14 protein-coding genes and 2 pseudogenes are annotated in these 19,990 nt (G+C 67.3%); 9 read left to right on the plus strand and 7 right to left on the minus strand.

The window, feature by feature from the left end; all coding sequences use genetic code 11:
- The first annotated feature begins 60 nt into the window (after window positions 1-60).
- Window positions 61-837 (plus strand): PP2C family protein-serine/threonine phosphatase, encoded by a 777-nt coding sequence (locus MICSW_RS04755; protein WP_464497068.1) that lies wholly within the window; start codon window positions 61-63, stop codon window positions 835-837.
- A gap of 95 nt (window positions 838-932) precedes the next feature.
- Window positions 933-3,731, plus strand: a complete 2,799-nt coding sequence (locus MICSW_RS04760; protein WP_228177671.1) for an FtsK/SpoIIIE domain-containing protein — start codon at window positions 933-935, stop codon at window positions 3,729-3,731.
- A 12-nt stretch (window positions 3,732-3,743) separates the two neighbouring features.
- On the opposite strand, the pseudogene MICSW_RS04765 reads toward MICSW_RS04760, so the two are convergent.
- Window positions 3,744-4,732, minus strand: a pseudogene (locus MICSW_RS04765) (asparaginase).
- Between the two features lie 135 nt (window positions 4,733-4,867).
- On the opposite strand from MICSW_RS04765, the gene MICSW_RS04770 reads away from it, so the two are divergent.
- Both MICSW_RS04770 and MICSW_RS04775 read left to right on the plus strand, forming a co-directional pair.
- On the plus strand, window positions 4,868-6,061 hold the full coding sequence (locus tag MICSW_RS04770; RefSeq protein ID WP_228179575.1) for an integrase: 1,194 nt from the start codon (window positions 4,868-4,870) through the stop codon (window positions 6,059-6,061).
- A gap of 83 nt (window positions 6,062-6,144) precedes the next feature.
- Window positions 6,145-6,627: an OsmC family protein gene (locus MICSW_RS04775; RefSeq protein WP_228177673.1), complete on the plus strand. Its 483-nt coding sequence runs from the start codon at window positions 6,145-6,147 to the stop codon at window positions 6,625-6,627.
- Window positions 6,628-6,636: 9 nt separating this feature from the next.
- Here MICSW_RS04775 and MICSW_RS04780 read toward each other — a convergent pair whose 3' ends face one another.
- Complete coding sequence (locus MICSW_RS04780; protein WP_228177825.1) at window positions 6,637-7,353, minus strand: lysophospholipid acyltransferase family protein; 717 nt, start codon at window positions 7,351-7,353, stop codon at window positions 6,637-6,639.
- Between the two features lie 187 nt (window positions 7,354-7,540).
- On the opposite strand from MICSW_RS04780, the gene MICSW_RS04785 reads away from it, so the two are divergent.
- Together MICSW_RS04785 and dxr are read left to right on the plus strand one after the other, a co-directional pair.
- Window positions 7,541-8,491: an FKBP-type peptidyl-prolyl cis-trans isomerase gene (locus MICSW_RS04785; RefSeq protein ID WP_375236619.1), complete on the plus strand. Its 951-nt coding sequence runs from the start codon at window positions 7,541-7,543 to the stop codon at window positions 8,489-8,491.
- A 48-nt stretch (window positions 8,492-8,539) separates the two neighbouring features.
- Window positions 8,540-9,613 carry a 1-deoxy-D-xylulose-5-phosphate reductoisomerase gene (gene dxr, locus MICSW_RS04790; protein ID WP_464497083.1) on the plus strand — a complete coding sequence of 358 codons (1,074 nt, stop codon included), beginning with the start codon at window positions 8,540-8,542 and terminating at the stop codon, window positions 9,611-9,613.
- Between the two features lie 123 nt (window positions 9,614-9,736).
- On the opposite strand, the gene pflA is transcribed toward dxr, so the two are convergent.
- The 4 genes from pflA to MICSW_RS04810 form a co-directional block, all read right to left on the minus strand.
- Window positions 9,737-10,549, minus strand: coding sequence for a pyruvate formate-lyase-activating protein (gene pflA, locus MICSW_RS04795; protein WP_228177676.1), 813 nt, complete (start codon window positions 10,547-10,549; stop codon window positions 9,737-9,739).
- Between the two features lies 1 nt (window position 10,550).
- Window positions 10,551-12,821 (minus strand): formate C-acetyltransferase, encoded by a 2,271-nt coding sequence (gene pflB / locus MICSW_RS04800; protein ID WP_375237152.1) that lies wholly within the window; start codon window positions 12,819-12,821, stop codon window positions 10,551-10,553.
- A gap of 184 nt (window positions 12,822-13,005) precedes the next feature.
- Window positions 13,006-13,269, minus strand: coding sequence for a GlsB/YeaQ/YmgE family stress response membrane protein (locus MICSW_RS04805; RefSeq protein ID WP_228177678.1), 264 nt, complete (start codon window positions 13,267-13,269; stop codon window positions 13,006-13,008).
- A gap of 32 nt (window positions 13,270-13,301) precedes the next feature.
- Complete coding sequence (locus MICSW_RS04810; protein ID WP_375237153.1) at window positions 13,302-14,945, minus strand: Mur ligase family protein; 1,644 nt, start codon at window positions 14,943-14,945, stop codon at window positions 13,302-13,304.
- 64 nt (window positions 14,946-15,009) lie between these two features.
- Between MICSW_RS04810 and MICSW_RS04815 the strand changes: the two genes are divergently transcribed.
- Window positions 15,010-16,323: a M50 family metallopeptidase gene (locus MICSW_RS04815; RefSeq protein WP_375237154.1), complete on the plus strand. Its 1,314-nt coding sequence runs from the start codon at window positions 15,010-15,012 to the stop codon at window positions 16,321-16,323.
- 30 nt (window positions 16,324-16,353) lie between these two features.
- Here the strand turns inward: MICSW_RS04815 and MICSW_RS04820 are convergent, their stop codons facing one another.
- Window positions 16,354-18,279: an anthranilate synthase family protein gene (locus MICSW_RS04820; RefSeq protein WP_464497103.1), complete on the minus strand. Its 1,926-nt coding sequence runs from the start codon at window positions 18,277-18,279 to the stop codon at window positions 16,354-16,356.
- A gap of 197 nt (window positions 18,280-18,476) precedes the next feature.
- On the opposite strand from MICSW_RS04820, the gene MICSW_RS04825 reads away from it, so the two are divergent.
- Window positions 18,477-18,758, plus strand: coding sequence for a 2TM domain-containing protein (locus MICSW_RS04825; protein WP_228177682.1), 282 nt, complete (start codon window positions 18,477-18,479; stop codon window positions 18,756-18,758).
- Window positions 18,759-18,838: 80 nt separating this feature from the next.
- A pseudogene (ispG, locus tag MICSW_RS04830) lies at window positions 18,839-19,968 on the plus strand (flavodoxin-dependent (E)-4-hydroxy-3-methylbut-2-enyl-diphosphate synthase).
- Window positions 19,969-19,990: the final 22 nt, after the last annotated feature.

The following is a 19,990-nucleotide window of genomic DNA, read 5'->3' on the forward strand; positions in this document are numbered from 1 at the left end:
GATTAGTATGTGACGGTCGGTGCCTCGCGCCGGCACCGACAACGACGAGGAAAGGGTCGCGTGGCCGAGGTTTCCGCCCATTCCCGCACCGTTGACCTGGCACGCGATCGCCTCGAGCTCGCCTGGGCCGCGGTGACAGACACGGGCCGTCGGCGTGAGGTCAATCAGGATGCCGTCCTCGCGGAGTTCCCCCTGTTCATCGTCGCCGACGGAATGGGTGGTCACATCGGTGGCGAGATCGCCAGCGCGAGCGCTGTCGAACGCCTCCACGCTGTGGCCGACACCGGCTCCGTCTCCACCAAGGCGATCGAGAAGGCCCTCGCGCGCGCGGTGAAAGACATCGCCGCTCGTCCGGAGGCAACCGACGAGGCGACCGGCACCACCGTGACCGGGCTGTTCCTTGACGTCTCGGGCGCCGAGGCATCCTGGGTTGCCCTGAACATCGGGGACTCTCGCGTTTATCTGCTTCGCGATGGCGCGATTGTGCAGGTCACGACTGACCACTCGGTCGTCCAGGAGCTCATCGCCTCCGGGCGACTGAGCCCGGAAGAGGCAGAGAACCACCCGTACGGAAACGTCATAACGCGGGCGCTCGGACCCAGTGAGAGCGTCACCCCCGACTACGTCCGCCTCGACGTGGTCGATGGCGACAGGTTCGTCATCTGCTCTGACGGGCTGACCAAGGAGCTCACTGACTTCGGCATCCAGCACTTCCTTGCCGAACATCCCGATCCGGCGGCGGCAGTTGAGGCGATGCTGGATGCTGCGCTGGAGAACGGCGGGCGCGACAACATCTCGATCGTCGTTGTAAACGTCGCCCGCGTCCCGGGGGCCTGAGGTTCCGTTCCTCCCCAACGCGGCGATCGCTCCGCTCGGGCGCGACGGTGGGCCCGGTAGCGCGATCGCGCCGATCCGGGTGATGGGCTGGGGTGATGCGTTCACCGTCTGGAACCGCGCAGCGCCTGTCCCCCGTGACGAAGCTGCGCGCCCCCGCTCGTGCCGCGACCGGTCTTCCGATCCTTGCGACGGCGGTGCCGGTGCTCGGGGCAGTGGCGCTGTGGGCGGTGACCGGATCCGTGTTGAGCCTGTGGTTCGCTGCCCTCGCGCCGATGATGGCGGTGGCGGGGTTCGGGGACCGCGTGTGGGCGGCACGGCGTGCGCGGCGCCGGGATGATGCTGTAGCCGAGGCGGACTCTGCCTCGCTGAGCGCGGCGATCGAAAAGGAGGTCGTCCGTCGTCGCGACCGTGCATGGCGAGCCTGGCCCGACATCCGCCGGCTCCTGGAGAATCCGGAAGAGGTGTGGCGGGAGGTCGAGGGTCGCCAAGGCCACCTCGTGCTGGGAAGCGGCGACATACCGATCACGGTGGCCGCCGAGCACGTGTCCGACCTTCGGGCTGAGTTCGCGCCCGAGGTCGCCGCGCGAACTGCCGGCACGCCGAACCTGACGATGCCGGATGCCCCCGCGACTGTGCCGCTGCGCGGCAGCCTCGCCGTGGTCGGACCCGAGCCACTTGTTGCTGGGGCGGTGCGCGCGATGCTCGTCCAACTGTGTCTGGTCCATCCGCCAGGTGATCTTGAGATCACCGGGGACCTTCCGGGTGGTTTCTCGTGGGTCGAGGAACTCCCGCATCGGTTCACACCCGGGCAGCACCGGATCGCGCTGGATGTCTCAAGTGGGTGGGACGGCCCCGTCGGGGAGGTTGATGCCTCGATCCTCATCGGGCGGGGAGGTGGCGCCGGAGTTCGGGTTGTGCTCGGTCAGAGAGCTACCGGATCGGCGCACGCGACAGTGGACACCGGTGAAGACAGTCTCGAGATTCGCCCACAGATGCTCTCCGAGTTCCAGGCGAGCCTTCTGGCTCGCTCCCTGCGCGAGAAGATCTCGCGGACAGCGATGGACAGTGGCGAGCTCGCGCTGGACGGTCTGGTCGAGCCGCACCGAGCGTCCGAGCCCGGAGCGGGTGCTCGAAGCCTTGTGAGCGTCATCGGGACCTCGAATGCGAGCGCGTTCTGCCTCGACCTCGTCAGCGACGGGCCGCACGCGCTGGTCGTCGGTACGACAGGCAGCGGCAAGAGCGAACTACTGCGAACGTGGGTCGCCTCGCTGGCCGCGCACTACAGCCCAGAGGATGTGGTCTTCGTCCTCGCGGACTTCAAGGGAGGCACAGCGTTCTCATCGCTCCGGAGACTCCCGCACGTCACCGGTGTTCTGACCGATCTCGACGAGGCTGCGGCAACGCGAGGGATCGAGAGCCTGCGCGCTGAGGTGCGGCGGCGTGAGGGCGTGCTCGCGGCAGCCGGAGTCCGAGATATCGCCGAGGGGGCTGCGGATCTGCCGCGTCTGGTCGTGGTCGTCGACGAGTTCGCCGCGTTACTGAGTTCTCACAGCGAGCTTGCGAACCTGTTCATTGATCTCACCGCGCGGGGAAGAGCGCTGGGCATCCACGTGATCTTGGGCACGCAGCGCGCCACCGGGGTCTTTCGTGAGGCGCTTCTGGCCAATTGTCTGCTGCGCGTTGTTCTCCGGGCCGCCGATGTTGCCGATAGTCGCCTCATGCTCGGAGATGACAGCGGCTGTCGGGTGCCTGCCGGCGTGCGTAGCGCCGGGAGCGCCCTCGTCAGACGCGCGACAGACCACAGGCCGGTGCCGATTCGCATCGCGCTGGTGGGAGACGAGTTCGTGTCGCGAATCGCTGCCCGCTCCGAGGCCGCACCGGTACAGGCGCCCTGGCTCGAGCCCCTCCCGGTCACGGTGGCACTTCCGGGCGGGAGGAACGACGACACGCTTCTCATCGGGCTCGCCGATGAGCCGCATCTGCAGCGACAGGAACCCGTCGGGATCGCGAGATCAGTTCGGGGCCTGTGCGTCGTCGGAGCCGCCGGATCGGGCGTGACGACTGCGCTGCAGACTGTCGCGGCCCAGATCGGCGAGGTCGAGGCCTGGGTCGATTCCGATGATCTCGAGCGAGCCTGGGACGTCCTGAACCGTGTCGCCGTTACCCGGCGCGGCGCTGTCGTGGTCGATGACGCCGACGCGGTCTTGGCGGCGCTCCCGTCGGAGTACGCCCATGTCGCAGCAGGCCTCCTCGAAACGATAGCCCGCTCGTCCGGGGAGGGACATCCGTTCCTGCTCGGGCTGGAACGTCTCGCGGGGCCGATTGCTCGCGTCGCCGATCTCCTGCCGCATCGCCTGCTGCTTCGCCATTCCCAGCGCAGCGACTACCTTTCTGCCGGCGGGGTGCCGGGCCACTGTGATCCCACAGCTTCGGCGGGTCGAGGACGACTCGACGGGACGCTCGTGCAGGTATTCCAGGCCGAAACTGCTTCTCGAGGGGTGAGGGTGCCGAACGAGTCAACCTGGCGACCGCCGGCCGGACTGACGTGTTGGGTTACGCGCGCCACCCCCGGCGCTGAGCGCATCCAGGAGCAGTGGCTGGCTCGTGACGTGGTGGTCACGGGACCCGATCACGCGCTCGCCGGAGGCAGCCCGCAGGCGCTGGAGCCTGGACGCTCGCTCGTCGTGCGCGCTGAACCCGAGCAGTGGCAGAGGTTCTGGACGACGCTGACCACCCTGCGCGCGCAGGGTCCTCTTCTGGTCGATCCATCGTGTGCGGCGGAGTACCGCATCCTCACCGGGCGACGAGAGCTTCCTCCCCTGTGTCTTCCCGGCGCGCTGCGCGGATGGCTCCTCGAACCCGGGCGGGAGGTCAGTCGGGTGCGGCTCGGATGATGCGGATGACGATCAGAACGCAGGGGAGATCATGCCGACGTCGCGCTCGCCGCCGCGTACCCGCAGGGGCAGCTCTTCCCGCGCGCGTGAGACGTCGGCGGCGCTCAGTGCGCCAGTTCGCTCGAGAAGACGCAGCGCGACGATGGACGAGGCCCGGGCGGAGCCATCGAGCATCTTGAGGGCTACCGTCGTCCCATCCGGCGCGACCATGATCATCACGCCCTCGGCACCCCCTTCGCGAAGACTCCCGTCTGTTCGATCGCGATGGTGTCGGCCCGTCCTGGGCCGTCAATCGTCCAGGGATGCCGGCGCACTGCCCCGACCAGCGCTGCCGCGTTGCGATGCAGCGCGAACGGCGACCGCTCCGAAGAACCGCCGATCCGGTGCGCTGCCTTGGCAAGGCCCGACAGAGTGAGGGCGAACACCGGAGCGCCGCATCCGTCGATGACCGATGCCTGAACACGCTCGCCGGTCAGTCGCTCGACGAGTTCGCGAATCTGAACCTGCAGCGGATGCTCGGGGTCGAGGTAGGTGGCAAGGTCCCACCCCTGTGCGACGCACGCCGCGAGCATTGCCGCGTGCTTGCCCGAGCAGTTCATACGAAGCCGCTCGGGCTCTCCTCCGGCGCGGACCAGGGCATCTCGTGTCGCCGTGTCGGATGGCCACGCGGGCGGGCACTGAAGGCTGCGCTCGTCCAGCCCAGCAGCGTCGAGAATGTCACGGACCACTGCGACGTGCCGGTCGGTTCCGGCATGGCTGGCGGTCGCGAGCGCCAGCGTCTCGTCAGCAAGCTGCGCGCCCGCGGCAAGGCACGCCAGGGCCTGGATCGGCTTCAAAGATGACCGCGGAAGGATGGGTGCGTCGGTGTCGCCGAGCCGCTCGATGGCCTGACCCTCGGGGTTCAGGACGATCGCCGCGCCGGCATGGCGGGATTCCACGAATCCGCCTCGTTCCACCCGCGCGAGCTCGACGGCAGCAGCAACAGGGAGGGTCTCAGGCACTCGAACAGCCTATCCGGGCCACTGACCCCGAGCAGGTGTCCGACTTGACTCATGTAAAAGGTCCGGGAACGGTGGCGTTTGCCTCAGATAGGAATGTCCGCGTAGTTCTCTGGCCGTGTGAGTCAGGAGTTGTCGATGGCCGCGCGCCGTGAGATCACGAAGAAGTTCGCCCGCGAGTATGTGCGGGCGGACAAGCATGCGAAGGGCGAGATCCTCGACGGGCTCGTCGCGGCGACCGGGTGGACGCGGGATCATGCGCGGCGGGCGATCCGATCCGCGAACGCCCGGACCGGTCCCGCGGGCCGGCAGCCCCGCAAACCGCGGGAGCGGAAGTACTCCTACGACGCGCTCGTGGTGTTGCAGGAGGTCTGGCGGCTGTCCGGTCAGCCCTCGGGCAAGTACCTCGCCGCGGTCATGGACGACACCTTGGAACGGCTCGTCCGGTTCGGTGAACTCGGCAAGGTCGGCCCTCGGGTCACCGACCTGGTGCTCGACGAACTGCGGTCGATGTCCGCGGCGACGATCGACCGGTACCTGAAACCGCACAAGGATGCCGCATACCCGGTCGCGCTGTCAGGCACGAAACCGTCGCACATCCTGCGGTCGTCGATCCCGCAGCGCACCGCGATGGATGCCCCGCTGACCGTGCCGGGGTTCTTGGAGCTGGACACCGTCGCGCACTGCGGCCACACCCTCAAGGGCGAGCACCTGTGGACGTTGAACGCGACCGACCCGGTGATCGGGTGGACGATGATGCGCACCGTCCGCAACAAGGCGTTCGTGCACGTGCACGAAGGGCTGAACTGGATCGCGAAGCACGCGCCGGTGCCGATCGCCGGGATGGACTTCGACAATGGATCCGAGTTCCTGAACTGGTCAGTGATCGCCTGGGCCGACAACCGCGACATCCCCCTGACCCGCGGACGACCGTACCAGCACAACGACAACGCGCACATCGAGCAACGCAACGGCGACTGGATCCGCAGACACGCGTTCCGCTACCGGTACGAGACCGACGCGGAAATGACGCTGCTGAACGAGCTATGGGACCTGGTGATGGCCCGCAAGAACCACCTGCTGCCCTGCGTGAAAGCGACCGGCTGGACCGCCACGAGATCCGGCCGAAAGAAGCGGATCTACGACACCCCCCGGACCCCGTACCAGCGACTCCTGGACAACGGCATCCTCGACGCCAAGACCAAGACGCGCCTCGAGCACGAGCATGCCAAGCTGAACCCGGCACGCATCACCCGACGGATCAACCAGATCCAGCAACAACTCATCGAACTGGCCTCAGCCCGCACCCAGGGAACCCGACCCGCCGCATGACCCACGCGGACATTTCACGTGAGGCAACCACGAATCACACCCGGACATCTTGACGTGAGGCAAGGCGGTGTCAGACTTGCCCCATGCTGGGTGAACACGACTACATCGTCCGGGCGGAATGGACCGGCAACCGTGGCGTCGGCACGGCGGGCTATCGGGACTATGCCCGAGACGTGACCCTGCGGATCGAGGGAAAGCCGGATCTTCTCGCCTCGAGCGACAAGCCGTTTCGGGGGGATCCATCGCGGTGGAACCCCGAGGATCTCCTCGTCGCCTCCCTCAGCGAGTGCCACCTGCTGTCCTACCTGCACGCGGCAGTCCAAGCGGGTGTCGTGGTCGTCGCTTACCGAGACACCGCTACCGGAGTCATGGTGCAAGACGGTCACGGTGGGGGGAGCTTCCGCGAGGTGACGTTGCATCCGGTTGTGACGGTAGCGGACGAGTCGATGCGGGCCGCCGCCGAGGCTGCGCATCAGCAGGCCAACACGTGGTGCTTCATCGCGAACTCGGTCAACTTTCCCGTCCACCACCGTCCTACGACGCTCGTGGCGGGAATCGACGGTTGAGCCGGGGAGTCAGCGGCGCTCGTGCGGGAGTACCTGCTTGATGCGTTCGATCGGCGACTGGGGCTGAACCTCGTTGTACGCGCCCGCGAGTTCCTGCCCGGACAGCGCGTGGATCGCGGCCATGATCTCATCGGTTGCGCCGCGGCGGGCGCGACCGGATGACGAGTCGCCATGATGGGACAGATCCAGCGGCTGACCGAACTTGACAGTGATGCGGTGCTTCGGGGAGGGCATCGTGGCTCCCTTCGGCATGACCTTGTCGGTGCCGATGAGCCCCACGGGAACAACGGGTGCGCCGGTCTGGAGCGCCAGGAAGGCGACCCCCGTGCGCCCCTTGTAGAGGCGTCCGTCCATCGAGCGCGTGCCCTCCGGATACAGCGCGACGGCGCTTCCCTCCTCGAGAAGAGCGCGCTGCTGCTCCAGGGCGTCGAGGGCTGCTTGACCTGCACCGCGGCGAACGGGTATCGCGCCGATGGAGGTGAAGAACTGCCGCGAGGCCCATCCTGAGAAGCCCGAGCCTTCGAAGTAGCTCGACTTCGCCAGGAAGTGAACCCGCCGCGGCGCGCCGACAGGGATGGCGATCGAGTCGATGAACGAGAGATGGTTGCTCGCGAAGATGACTGGTCCGCTTCGGGGCACCAGATGCTTGCCCTCGACACGGGGTCGATAGATCAGGCGGGCAAGCGGCGTGATCACCGTACGTCCGAGCGCATACGTGATGCCCATGCGGCGACGGGTCGTGTTGCCGTCGGCGGGGGCTCCGCGTTCGTGCGAGCGGTGGGTTCGACGGTCACCCGTCGAGGTTACCGTCGGTTTCATTCCCCGATCGGAATGGCGCCGGGCTCGCGATTCCCAGGAGAGACAGAGGAATTGTGCGAAAGGATGGGGGCTCCGCCCACAGCAGAGGACCATTGTGCGCTCACGTTCCCTTCTCGCCCTGACCGTCGCCGCGACCGCGGCCCTTCTTCTGGCAGGCTGTACTTCCGCCTCCGAGAGCGACCCAACGGCATCCACCGCCGGCAACGGCGGACTGTGCGCCGCAGCTGCCGAGTCCGGCCCGGTTTCCGAGTCCGTGACGGTGGAGGGAGACTTCGGAACAGTTCCTACCGCATCCTTCTCGACACCGATCGCCGTTGACGGGATGCAGCGGTCCGTCGCCATCACGGGCGATGGAGCGGCGCTGACAGACGGCGCATATGTTTCGTACGCCCTCACCGTTTTCGACGGTGACACGGGAGCGCAGGTGGATTCGGCCGGATATGACGACTCTGCCCCGCTGGCCCCGATCCCGGTGGAAGCCGGCACGGGCATCGACGAGTTCTTCGGATGCGCCACGCAGGGTTCGCGGATCGTTCTGGCAGTTCCGGGGCAGGGTGAAACAGCGGCGCAGATCTATGTGCTGGATGTGCTCGAGGTGACGCCAGCTGATCAGTGGTGCCAGGTCGTGGACGCTGACACGGCCATGCCGACCGTCACGTTCGACGAGAGCGGTGCTCCCGCCATCGCGATCCCGGCATCGGACCCGCCCAGTGGTGTTGTCGTCGACGTGCTCATCGAAGGTGACGGCGCTGTCGTCGAGCCCGGCGACAGCGTCACGGTGAACTACACCGGGGTGAAGTGGAGCGATGGGAGCGTCTTCGACTCCAGCTGGGAGAAGGGCTCTCCCGCGACGTTCCAGACGACACAGGTCGTGTCCGGCTTCCAGCGGGCGCTCGAGGGGCAGAAGGTCGGCTCGACGGTCCTCGTTTCGATGTCGCCCCTGTGTGGATATGGCGAAGCGTCGGTGACCAACACCAATGCACTGGCAGGCGAGACGCTCGTGTTCGCCGTGGAGATCATCTCCAGCGAGCCTGCGGCCGGCTGAGAGCTACCCTGGCGCGGCGCATCGCGAGGCCCTCGATAGGCTGAGCCCATGCGCCGCGTCATCATCCTTGGTTCCAGCGGCTCGATCGGCACGCAGGCCCTCGATGTGATTCGGGGGAACCGAGATCGCTTCGATGTCGTGGGTCTGGCGACCGGGAGCCAACGCGACGTGCTCGAGGCGCAGGCCCGCGAGTTCGGTGTCGAGAGCACGGCTGTCGGCATCCACGAGGCAGAGCAGCTGGTCCGTGACGTCGAGGCCGATGTCGTGTTGAACGGCATCACGGGTTCGGTTGGCCTCGGCCCGACCATCGCGGCTCTTGAGGAGGGGCGAACTCTCGCGCTCGCCAACAAGGAGTCGCTGATCGTCGGAGGAGAGCTGGTCACCGCGCTCGCGCGTCCCGGCCAGATCGTGCCGGTGGATTCCGAACACTCGGCTATCGCGCAGGCGCTGCGCTCGGGCGAACGGTCAGAGGTCCGCCGACTCGTGCTGACCGCATCGGGCGGGCCGTTCCGGGGCCGCGCCCGTGATGCGCTGCGGACGGTCACACCCGCCGAAGCGCTGGCACATCCGACCTGGAACATGGGGCGCGTGGTGACCACGAACTCGGCGACCCTGGTCAACAAGGGACTCGAGGTGATTGAGGCGCACCTGCTGTTCGACGTGCCGTACGCGCAAATCGAGGTCGTCGTGCACCCGCAGTCGGTCGTCCACTCGATGGTGGAGTTCAGTGATGGCTCCACGATCGCCCAGGCATCCCCGCCCGATATGCGTCTGCCGATCTCGCTCGGTCTTGACTGGCCGCATCGCATCGCTGGAGTGGGCCTCCCCATCGACTGGAGCACCGCGACCACCTGGAGCTTCGAGCCGCTTGAGGACACGGCCTTTCCGGCAGTCGAGCTGGCAAAGCGTGTGGGTCGCGCCGGCGGAACGTATCCGGCGGTCTTCAATGCTGCAAACGAGGTGGCTGTGGATGCCTTCCACGACGGGAGGATCGGATTCCTCGGCATCCTCGATACCGTCGAGCGGGTCGTCGAGGCCCACGAGCCCCCCGCCGCCCTGACCCGAGAGAGTCTTGCAGACGCTGAAGACTGGGCGCGGCGCACAGCGGCCGAGCTCCTGTAGCTCGCCTCCTCGTCGCGCGAACCCACAGGTCTCGGCGCGAACCCACAGGAGTCGCGCGCGAGAACGTGGGGGTTCGCGGCCGGGGGTGTGGGTTCGCGCCCAGAGGGGGAGGGGGAGGGGCGGTCAGTAGGTCATCAGGCCCCGGGCGCGGAACTGGCCGCGCACGCGTTCGATCAGCTCTGGCTCGGGGGCGCGGGTTTCGGCAAGGCTGTAGGCGCGCCCCAGGCGGTCCCACTTCGATGCGCCCATCTGGTGGAAGGGGAGAACCTCGACGCGCTCAACATTCGACCACCGCGAGACGATCTCGGCGACGGCGTCGACGTTGTCTTCGGCGTCAGTGAGTCCAGGCACGAGAACGAAGCGGATCCAGGTGGGAAGCCCCCGCGCGGCAAGGCGGTCACCGAAGTCGATCGTCGGTTGCAGCTCGCGTCCAGTGACCGTGCGGTAGGTCTCGGGGATGCCGGATTTCACGTCCAGCAGCACGAGGCTCACGTCATCGAGCATCGCGTCGGACGCGTTGCGGCCCAGGTAGCCCGACGTGTCGATGGCGGTGTGGATGCCTTCCGCTGCCGCTTCGTGGAGGATGCGGGCAACGAAGGCTGACTGCTGCAGCGGTTCGCCGCCCGAGATTGTCAGTCCGCCGCCGGTGGCCCGGAATACACCGGCGTAGCGGCGGATGCGTGTGACGATCTCGGCGAGTGTGGTCGGCGTTCCATCCTTCTGGAGCCACGTGTCGGGGTTCTGGCAGTACTGGCAGCGCAGGGGGCAGCCGGAGAGGAACAGCGTCATCCGGGTACCTGGCCCGTCGACGGCGGTGACGAGCTCCCAGGAGTGGACGCTTCCCATCTCGCCGGCGCGGGCCGCCTCGAGACGCGCGTGGTGCGTCTCGAGGCGGCCCGCGTGGACCGCCGGCTGCGGAAGCGCGACGGCGGCCATGTCACACCCCCGCGTGGAAGGTGCGGCTGATCACGTCGAGCTGCTGCTCGCGGGTCAGTCGGACGAAGTTGACGGCGTAACCCGACACCCGGATGGTCAACTGGGGGTAGTTCTCCGGGTTCTCCATCGCGTCTTCGAGCGTTTCCCGCGTGAGGACGTTGACGTTCAGGTGGTAGCCGCCAGCTGCCATCTGCGCATCCAGGAGCCCGACGAGGTTCGCGACCCGCTCGTCCGCGGTCCGGCCGAGGCCCGCGGGGACGACGGTCGTGGTCAGCGAGATGCCGTCCTGTGCCTGGTCGAAGGGGATCTTGGCGACGGAGAGGGTAGCTGCCAGCATCCCGTGCGTGTCTCGACCGTTCATCGGGTTCGCGCCCGGGGCGAAGGGGGCTCCGGCGCGGCGCCCGTCGGGGGTGTTGCCGGTGGCCTTGCCGTAGACGACGTTCGAGGTGATCGTCAGCACGGACTGGGTGTGCACGGCATCCCGGTAGGTCGGGTGCGAGCGCAGCATCTCCATGAATTCGGTCACAAGCTCCCGTGCAATGTCATCGACACGGTCGTCGTCGTTGCCGTACGTGGGGAACTCGCCCTCCACGATGTAGTCGGTGACCAGGCCGGTCTCATCGCGAACCGGGGAGACCCGAGCGTACTTGATCGCCGAGAGGGAGTCCGCCGCCACCGACAGCCCAGCGATGCCGCAGGCCATCGTCCGCAGGACCTCCCGGTCGTGCAGGGCCATCTCGAGCCGCTCGTACGCGTACTTGTCGTGCATGTAGTGGATGCAGTTGAGCGCATCGACGTAGGTTGCGGCAAGCCACTCCATGAGTGTGCGGAACTTGCCGCGCACATCGTCGTAGTCGAGCACGTCGCCGACCACTGCCGGCATGACGGGAGCTACTTGCTTGCCGGTGACCTCGTCGCGGCCGCCGTTGATGGCGTAGAGCAGGGTCTTGGCGAGGTTCACCCGGGCGCCGAAGAACTGCATCTGCTTGCCGACGCTCATGGGCGAGACGCAGCAGGCGATGGCAGCATCGTCTCCGCACAGGCCCCGGATGAGGGCATCCGACTCGTACTGGATGGAGGACGTGTCGATCGAGACCTTCGCGCAGAACTCCTTGAACCCGCGGGGGAGGTCATCCGACCAGAGCACCGTCAGGTTGGGCTCGGGTGCGGGGCCCAGGTTGTACAGCGTCTGCAGGAAACGGAACGCGGTCTTGGTGACCAAGGTTCGCCCGTCAACGCCCGTGCCCCCCAGCGACTCGGTCACCCATGTCGGGTCGCCAGAGAACAGGGCGTCGTACTCGGGCGTGCGCAGGAACCGCACGATCCGAAGCTTGATGACGAGGTCGTCGATGAGTTCCTGCGCTCCCGTTTCGTCGAGGATGCCGGCCTCCAGGTCGCGCTGGATGTAGACGTCCAGGAACCCGGTGTTGCGGCCGAAGCTCATCGCTGCGCCGTTTTGCTCCTTCACCGCGCCGAGGTAGGCGAAGTAGAGCCACTGCAGCGCTTCGCGGGCGTTCGCGGCGGGACGCGCGATGTCGTAACCGTAGGTTGCTGCCATCCGGGTCAGCTCCTGCAGCGCGCGGATCTGCTCGGCGTTCTCTTCGCGGCTCCGGATGATGTCCTCGGTCGAGAAGTGCATGTCGAGCTCGGCGTGTTCAGCCTTCTTCGCGTCGATCAAGGCGTCCGTTCCATACAGTGCGACCCGGCGGTAGTCGCCGATGATGCGGCCGCGGCCATAGGCATCCGGAAGCCCCGTGATGAGGTGGCTGCTGCGTGCCCGGCGGACGGCGGGCGGGTAGACGTCGAACACGCCGTCGTTGTGGGTCTTGCGGTAGGTCGTGAAGATCTTCTCCAGATCCGCCGGCACGTCGTAGCCGTAGGTCTCCAGGGCACCCTTGACCATCCGCCATCCACCGTTGGGCATGATGGCCCGCTTGAGCGGGGCGTCGGTCTGCAGGCCGACGATCAGTTCGTCGTCACGAGCGATATAGCCCGGTGCGTGCGAGGTGATCGTCGAGGGCGTCGTGGCGTCGACGTCGTACACACCGCGCTCACGCTCTGCGGGGAACATCGCGGTCAGTGTCTGCCAGACTCGCTGCGTCCGTTCGGTTGCCCCAGCCAGGAACGAGGCGTCACCGCTGTAGGGCGTGTAGTTGCGCTGGATGAAGTCGCGGACGTCGATGGCGTCCTGCCAGGGGCCGGCGACGAATCCGTCCCAGGCTGCGGGGATCGCGTCTGCCTGGTCGACGGGGGTGGGGGTTACGGTGCTCATGGTGACGCATCTCCTTCGTGGGTGTCGAAGTGTGGGTCACTCGTCTCGGCGACGGATTACGCCGCCGCGGGAGTGCTTCTGACACCGACGCTAGACCCGCGAAGGAACCCCGTCGGAAAGATGCACGAATCCCTACATCCATGTGGTCTGACCACACACATGTTTGTGGTCAGACCACAAGTGGTCAGCTGCGCTTGCGCCCGAAGATCAGACCGAACAGCAGGAGCACCACGATCGAGCCGATCAGCGCGAACACCCAGCCCGAGAAGTTCCAGAACGTCGTGTAGACATCCAGTCCGAACAGCCCGGCGATCCACCCGCCGACCATCGCGCCGAGCAGGCCCAGCAAGATCGCGACGAACCAGCCGCCGACCTGTTTGCCGGGAAGGATGATGCGGGCGATGATGCCCGTCAGGATGCCGAGAATGGCGAAGGCGAAGAAACCCACGGGACGGTCCTCTCGAGTCGGGCGAAGCGGGGTCAGTCGGGGTAGGGAACGGGCCAGCGTGGCTCGGGCACCGGCCAGCCGGCCTCGCGCAGCGCGCGGCGCGACAGCTCGCGCGCCGAGTATGGCGTGCGGACGCCCCGGATGTCGCGGTAGTCCTGATGGCCCGGCCCTGCCCAGAGGATCGCGTCGCCGTCGCCGACGAGCGCGACAGCCTCGACGATCGCCCGCTCGGGCGGCGAGTACTCGTAGATCTCGGCATCCGGACGCGCTCGCCGTGCACCCTCCAGCAAGGTCGCCCGAATCGAATCCGGGTCCTCGAATCTCGGGTGGTGGTCGGTGATGACCAGGATGTCGCTGCCCTCGACCGCGGTGCGGCCCATGTCGTGGCGTTTGCTCTTGTCACGGTCACCATCGGCGCCGAAGAGCATGAGCACGCGCCCCGGCGTGACGCGGCGGACCGCGGCGAGCGTCTTCTCGAAGGCATCGGGGGAGTGGCCGAAATCGACGTAGATCGCGGGACCAGTGGGGCCAGAGACGAGCTCGGTTCGACCGGGCAAGTACGCGCGGATGACGTCATTGTCGAGGGCCCGCGTGATGCGTTCCCAGTCGTAGCCAGCCTCGAAGATCATGACGATCGCCTGGGCTGCGTTGGCGGCCATGTGGCGCCCGATCACCGGCACCGTCGTGGACAGCGAGCGACCTCCGGGACCCGACAGGCGGAAACGTGTGCCGTCGGGCAGTTCGTCGAGGATCTCGACAGTCCAGTCAGCTGCTGCTGCCGCATCCGGGGCGGCGGCGATCGCGGGGGTTCCGATCGTGACGTAGGGCACCTCGCAGGCAGCGACGACGTCGGCGCCGGAGGCCGAGTCGAGGCAGATCACGGCTCGGCGCGAGCGGTCGGGGCGAAAGAGCGGGAGCTTGGCCTGAAAGTACTCAGCCATATCGGCGTAGTCGTCGAGGTGATCGTGCGAGAGATTGGTGAAGCCCGCAACGTCGAACACGATCCCGTCCACACGTTGGCGGCTCAGGGCCTGGGCGCTGACCTCGATGGCGACTGCCTCGACGCCGCGCTCGCGCATGAGGGCGAGCAGGGCATGCATCTCGTAGGCCTCGGGAGTGGTGAGGCGGGACACGATGACATCGCCGGCGATGTGGCGTTCGGCGGTTGATGAGAGTCCGGCGGTGACGCCGAGCTGCGTCAGGATGCCCTCGAGCAGGTGGGACACGCTCGTCTTGCCGTTCGTGCCGGTCGTGCCGAACAGGATCGGAAGCGTGTCGTTCGGCCCGGTCGCATAGACCCACGCCGACAGGGCGCCGAGGCTCCCGCGGGGGTCGGGGACAACGATCGTCGGCAGGCCGCTGGCCAGGGCACGCTCGCGACCCGCGGCATCCGTGACGACAGCGACGGCTCCTCGTGCCGCGGCATCGGTCGCGAACTCCGCACCGTGGCGCGTCCCGCCCTGGACGGCGACGAACAGGTCGCCGGGGCGAAGGTCTGCGGTCGCGAGGGTGAGACCGGTGACGGATGCCGAGGCGTCGGTGTCCGCATCCTGATCGCCGCCGGCGCCGCGCTGCTCGATCGGTGCTCCGAGGTGTGCCGCGAGGTCCGCGAGGCGGTGCGCGGGCGGGTTCTGCGGCCGGAGCACGGGCGGCAGGTTCGCGGGATCTGTCGTCATGGCGCCTCCATCTTCTCACCCGCGCACTGGGCTGACTCAAAGGCAGAGCCGATAGCGTGGCGGCGTGGATGTGGTCGCCTTCATCGTCGGTGTCGTCGTGCTCGTGGTGGGCCTGGCGGTCTCGATCGCGCTGCACGAGATCGGCCACCTCGTCCCCGCGAAGCGATTCGGGGTGCGCGTCGGCCAGTACATGGTCGGTTTCGGACCCACGCTGTGGTCCCGTCGACGCGGCGAGACCGAGTACGGCGTGAAGGCGATACCGCTCGGCGGCTACATCTCCATGGCCGGTATGTACCCCCCGTCGCCGGCTGCGCGCGCTGCAGACGGCGGAACAGTCTCGGGACGTGCCGGGGGCGGCTTTTTCGCGACGATGGTGCAGGATGCCCGCGCGGCGAACGACGAAACACTCGACGGCGCCGGCGACGACCGCGTCTTCTATCGGCTGCCGGTCTACAAGCGCGTGATCATCATGCTCGGTGGTCCGCTCATGAACCTGGTTTTCGCGGTCGTTCTGATGACGCTTGTGCTCAGCGGCATCGGTGTGCAGACCGTGACGAACACCGTCGCGTCGGTGAGCGCCTGCGTCCCCGCCGAGGCTGGCCAGGAATGTCAGGCCGGCGATCCGCCGTCACCGGCGGCGGCAGCAGGCATCCAACCCGGCGATGTCATCGTGTCGGTGGGTGGTCAGGAGGTCTCTGATTTCGCCACGGCAGCTGCCCTCATCCAGGCAGCTCCGGGCCAGAGCGTACCGATCGTGGTCGACCGCGACGGCCAGCGTCTCACTCTGTCGGTGACACCCGACACCGTGACCCGTCAGGTCGTCGATCAGGACGGGCAGCGTGTCGAGAACCAGGTCGGGGTCATCGGCGTCACCGGGACTCTTGACTACGTGCGTCAGCCGATCTGGTCAGGCCCCATCGCTGCGGTCGACAATGTCGGAACCGTTGCCGGGATCATCGTGCAACTTCCTGTCAAGGTCTACGAAACGGCGGCGACGCTGGTGACCGGTGCCGAGCGCGATCCGAACGGGCCGCTCAGTATCGTCGGCGCCGGGGCGATCGCGGGAGAGGTCGCGGCAACCGACGCCCCGGTCGTCAATCGCATCGCCGTGATCCTGTCGCTGCTGGCGTCGCTGAACATCGCGCTGTTCGTGTTCAACCTCTTGCCACTTCTCCCCCTGGATGGTGGTCACATCGTCGTGGCGCTGTGGGGCGGCATCCGCAACTGGTGGGCGCGGATTCGCGGGCGTGCTGAACCGGCCCCGATCGACGCGACCAGACTCGTGCCCCTGACGTTCGTCGTGGTGATAGCCCTGATCGCGATGACCGCGGTCCTGATCATCGCCGACCTCGTGAACCCCATCCCGCTCTTCGGCTGAGCGAGTCGCGCGGCCGACGCGCCGCGGGGATCACTCCGGGGCGAGGGCCCACTCGATGAGCTGATGCAGGGTCGACATGCCGTCGCGCGAGAGGATCGATTCGAGGTGGCCCTGCACCGAGGCGAATCCGGTGCCCCGAAGGGCGTAGACGTCGCCCGTTGCCGGATCCGCTGCGATCTCCACACCGGCAATCGTCGTTCCCGAAGCGCAGCGCGCCGTGAACGTGTTGTAGAAGCCGATCGAAGCGGGCTGCCCGAAGACATCGACGGTCAGCTGCAGGCCCTGGTGGGGTTGCGCGAGCGGAGCGAGGTCGATGCCGAGCTCGCTGGCGAGGATCTGATGGCTCAGACACACCGTCAGCAGCGGTGCCGATGCCGCGCGGCGCCGCGCGATGATCTCTCGCAGCCGGGCCATGCGGGCCGACGAGGGATCCAGCGGGTCGCCGGGGCCGGGGCCCGAGACCAGCAGCTCCGCCGCGCCGATGTCGTCATCGGTAACGGCATCCCATGGCACAATCGAGACGTCGAGGCCGAGGTGGCTCAACTGGTGCGCGAGCATCGTCGTGAAGCGGTCTTCGGCATCGATGACCAGCGCGCGCCGCCCCGCGAACGGTCCGGCGCCTGCCTGTTCCTGCGGGTTCAGCCAGAACGGCGCGAGCCGGGCATTCCGGGACTCCAGGAGTGCGGCGATCGTCGGGTCGTCAGCCAACCGGGCAGGGGCAGCGGCGGGGGCATCCTCGTCGAGAATCACAACAGCGGGCCGGACTTCGCGCGGGATCGCGCCGATCGCGCCCAACACGCCCGCAGCCTTGCCATGTGTTTCGCTGACCTCGCCGTAGGGGTCGGAGTGGCGCACCAGCGTGGCGCCGACAGGCACCCGCAGGCGTCCGTTCTCGATATAGGCGGTGCGGATCAGGATCGGGGCGTCGAGGTCGTGGGTGACAGCGTCAGTTCCCTGGCCGGGGGCGGCGTCCGTGCGTGGCGTGAACAATGCGGCGACGCCCGAGTAGTAGCCGCGGGGTGTCGTCTCGTGACGGGTGATGACCGTGCACGCGTTCTGCATGGGGGAGCCGGTGACCGTGGGTGCGAACATCGTCTCGCGCAGGATGTCGCGCGGGTCCAGCTTGCTCGAGCCCCGCAGCATGTACTCGGTGTGCGTGAGACGGGACATCTCTTTCAGGTGCGGGCCGGTGATGCGTCCGCCGTCCGTGCACACGGCGCTCATCATCTTGAGCTCTTCGTCGACGACCATGAACAGCTCTTCGGTCTCTTTCGTGGAGCGCAGGAACTCGCTGAGGTTGTCGACGGTGGCTCCACCCTCGGGGTGGCGGAATGTCCCCGATATCGGATTCATCGTGACGATGCCTGCCTCGGCGCTCACGTGAGCCTCGGGACTCGCTCCGACCGCCACGTGGCCGTCGGTCACCACCGCGAAAGTCCAGTAGGCGCCGCGCTCGTGCTCCAGGAGGGCCCGGAACCAGGCGAGGGCCGCGACCCGCGGGTCAGCATCGACATCTGCCGTGAAATCGCGACGGATGACGAAGTTGGCGCCTTCGCCGCGCCCGATCTCATCGGCGATGACCCGGCGCACGATGTCGGCGTACGCCTCGTCGTCGATGTCGAACCCGGCGTCCCGCAGCGGGATGACGTCGTGGGGAAGGACGGCCAGCGCTTCGTCTCGCGGATACGTGGCGCGCTCCGTGATGACAAGACACCGCAACGGTGCGCCGTCATCGTGGCACGCGAATCCGCGCTCTCTCACCTGTCGGAACGGAACGAGCGCGAGAACCTCTCGCGGCGTGCCGTCGGCTGCCAGGAGCGGGATGTCGCGCAGCAGCTCCACGTCGATAACCTCGCCGGTGAGCACCTCGACGGTTGCGGAGTCACGGGCGAGGATCGCGAACGGCATGTCGCTGGTGGCGAGTCCGGCGAGGGAGGGAAGGGGAGTCCCGGTCATGGATCGGTCTTTCGTCGTGGGGCGGCCACCCTCACAAAGAAGACCGCCCCGGGGGCGGTCTCAGGATCAACGAGCACACCGCCTCAGACGGTGGGCCACCATGGGGTGCTCGCGAACATGCGCCGAAACTACCACAGCGCTGCTGCGCTGCGCCGAGTCTCTGGCGCTCGGGTGCCAGCTCGCAATACATTCGAGACATGACAGATCCGCAGGGTAGTGGTTCCGACGAGCTCCGCCAGCGCGCGGTCGCAAGTCTTCGCGCAAAGCAGGGGTTCTGGTACACCCTGGCGACATGGGTGGTGCTCTCCATCTTTTTTGTTCTCATTTGGGCGCTGACGGGGATGGGGTACTTCTGGCCCGCCTGGCCGATCGCTGGAATCGCGATCGGGGTTGCCTTCGCGGGCTTCAACGCGTACGGTCCGACCCGCGGCGCGCTCGCCGAGAGCAAGATCCAGGACGAGATGCGCCGACTGCAGTAGCGCCGACCCACCTCGGCGACCTCGGCCTGCCACCCAGCCGGAATGCGTAGGCTGGTCCCGTGCCAGCTGTGAACATCGGAATGCCGAAGGTCCCCGAAACCCTCGCTCCGCGCCGCAAGAGCCGCCAGATCAAGGTGGGTAAGGTCCTTGTCGGCGGAGATGCGCCCGTCAGCGTCCAATCGATGACGACGACGCCGACGACCAACATCAACGCCACGCTGCAGCAGATCGCCGAGCTCACGGCATCCGGATGCGAGATCGTGCGCGTGGCAGTGCCGTCGCAGGATGACGCTGACGTGCTGCACATCATTGCGGCAAAGAGCCAGATCCCGGTGATCGCCGACATCCACTTCCAGCCGAAGTACGTCTTCCAAGCCATCGACGCCGGTTGCGCGGCGGTTCGCGTCAATCCCGGCAACATCCGCAAGTTCGACGACCAGGTCGGGGCGATCGCGAAGGCCGCGCAAGCGGCTGGGGTGTCGCTGCGGATCGGTGTCAATGCCGGGTCGCTCGACCGGCGCCTGCTGGAGAAGTACGGCAAGGCGACTCCCGAGGCGCTCATGGAGAGCGCGGTGTGGGAGGCCTCGCTGTTCGAAGAACACGACTTCCACGACTTCAAGATTTCGGTCAAACACAACGATCCCGTTGTGATGGTCAAGGCCTACCGGTTGCTCGCCGAACGGGGCGACTGGCCGTTGCACCTCGGGGTGACCGAGGCCGGTCCCGCCTTCCAGGGCACCATCAAATCCGCTACCGCCTTCGGCATCCTGCTGGGTGAGGGGATCGGCGACACCATCCGCGTTTCGCTGTCTGCGCCGCCCGCCGAAGAGGTGAAGGTCGGGCACCAGATTCTGCAGTCGCTGAACTTGCGTGAGCGAAAGCTCGAGATCGTGTCGTGCCCCTCATGCGGGCGAGCCCAGGTCGACGTGTATTCCCTGGCCGACAACGTCACCGAGGGACTCAAAGACATGACGGTGCCGCTGCGCGTGGCTGTCATGGGGTGCGTCGTGAACGGACCGGGCGAAGCCCGGGATGCCGACCTGGGCGTTGCCTCCGGCAACGGCAAGGGTCAGATCTTCGTCAAGGGCGAGGTCATCAAGACGGTTCCCGAGTCCGAGATCGTCGCCACTCTCATTGCAGAGGCCAACCGGCTCGCCGACGAGATGGGCCCCGACGCCCCCTCGGTACTGCGCAGGTCGTCACGAGCTGAGAAGCCCCGGACTCCCACGCGC

The organism is Microbacterium sp. SW12 (genome assembly GCF_055391095.1).

Coding starts and splice junctions, on each gene's coding strand:
- MICSW_RS04780 (WP_228177825.1), bottom strand. CDS start 7,353: ATGGGCATCACGTATGCGCTCGGACGTACGGTGATCACGCCGCTTGCC.
- MICSW_RS04770 (WP_228179575.1), top strand. CDS start 4,868: ATGGCCGCGCGCCGTGAGATCACGAAGAAGTTCGCCCGCGAGTATGTG.
- dxr (WP_464497083.1), top strand. CDS start 8,540: ATGCGCCGCGTCATCATCCTTGGTTCCAGCGGCTCGATCGGCACGCAG.
- MICSW_RS04820 (WP_464497103.1), bottom strand. CDS start 18,279: ATGACCGGGACTCCCCTTCCCTCCCTCGCCGGACTCGCCACCAGCGAC.
- MICSW_RS04810 (WP_375237153.1), bottom strand. CDS start 14,945: ATGACGACAGATCCCGCGAACCTGCCGCCCGTGCTCCGGCCGCAGAAC.
- MICSW_RS04775 (WP_228177673.1), top strand. CDS start 6,145: ATGCTGGGTGAACACGACTACATCGTCCGGGCGGAATGGACCGGCAAC.
- pflA (WP_228177676.1), bottom strand. CDS start 10,549: ATGGCCGCCGTCGCGCTTCCGCAGCCGGCGGTCCACGCGGGCCGCCTC.
- MICSW_RS04760 (WP_228177671.1), top strand. CDS start 933: ATGCGTTCACCGTCTGGAACCGCGCAGCGCCTGTCCCCCGTGACGAAG.
- MICSW_RS04825 (WP_228177682.1), top strand. CDS start 18,477: ATGACAGATCCGCAGGGTAGTGGTTCCGACGAGCTCCGCCAGCGCGCG.
- pflB (WP_375237152.1), bottom strand. CDS start 12,821: ATGAGCACCGTAACCCCCACCCCCGTCGACCAGGCAGACGCGATCCCC.